1 pseudogene is annotated in these 444 nt (G+C 57.2%); it reads left to right on the top strand.

What is annotated here, in order from left to right:
- Positions 1–444, top strand: a pseudogene (locus NQ012_RS12900) (hypothetical protein); the annotation flags it as partial.

The following is a 444-nucleotide window of genomic DNA, read 5'->3' on the forward strand; positions in this document are numbered from 1 at the left end:
CCTACACCGTGGCCACCGCCAAAAACGTCAACTTCGACAGCGTAACCGCAGGCGGTACCGTGCTGAACAAAGACGGCGTCAAAGTCGGCAACGATGTAGCCCTGGCTTCAGACGGCCTCAAAGCAGGTGACTTAACCGTAGGCAGCAACGGCAAAATCAGCGGACTGGAAGCCGGTATCGACGACAAAGACGCCGTTAACGTAGCCCAACTGAAAGCCGCCGCCGCCGCATCTGCCAACAAAGTGGCAGCAGGCAGCAACATCGAAGTGTCTGAAAAACAGAACGACGACGGCAGCACCACTTACACCGTGGCAACGGCCAAAAACGTCAACTTCGACAGCGTAACCGCAGGCGGTACCGTGCTGAACAAAGACGGCGTCAAAGTCGGCAACGATGTAGCCCTGGCTTCAGACGGCCTCAAAGCAGGCAGCTTAACCGTAGGCA

It is taken from the genome of Neisseria dentiae (assembly GCF_024580525.1).
Taxonomy (GTDB): Bacteria; Pseudomonadota; Gammaproteobacteria; order Burkholderiales; family Neisseriaceae; genus Neisseria; species Neisseria dentiae_A.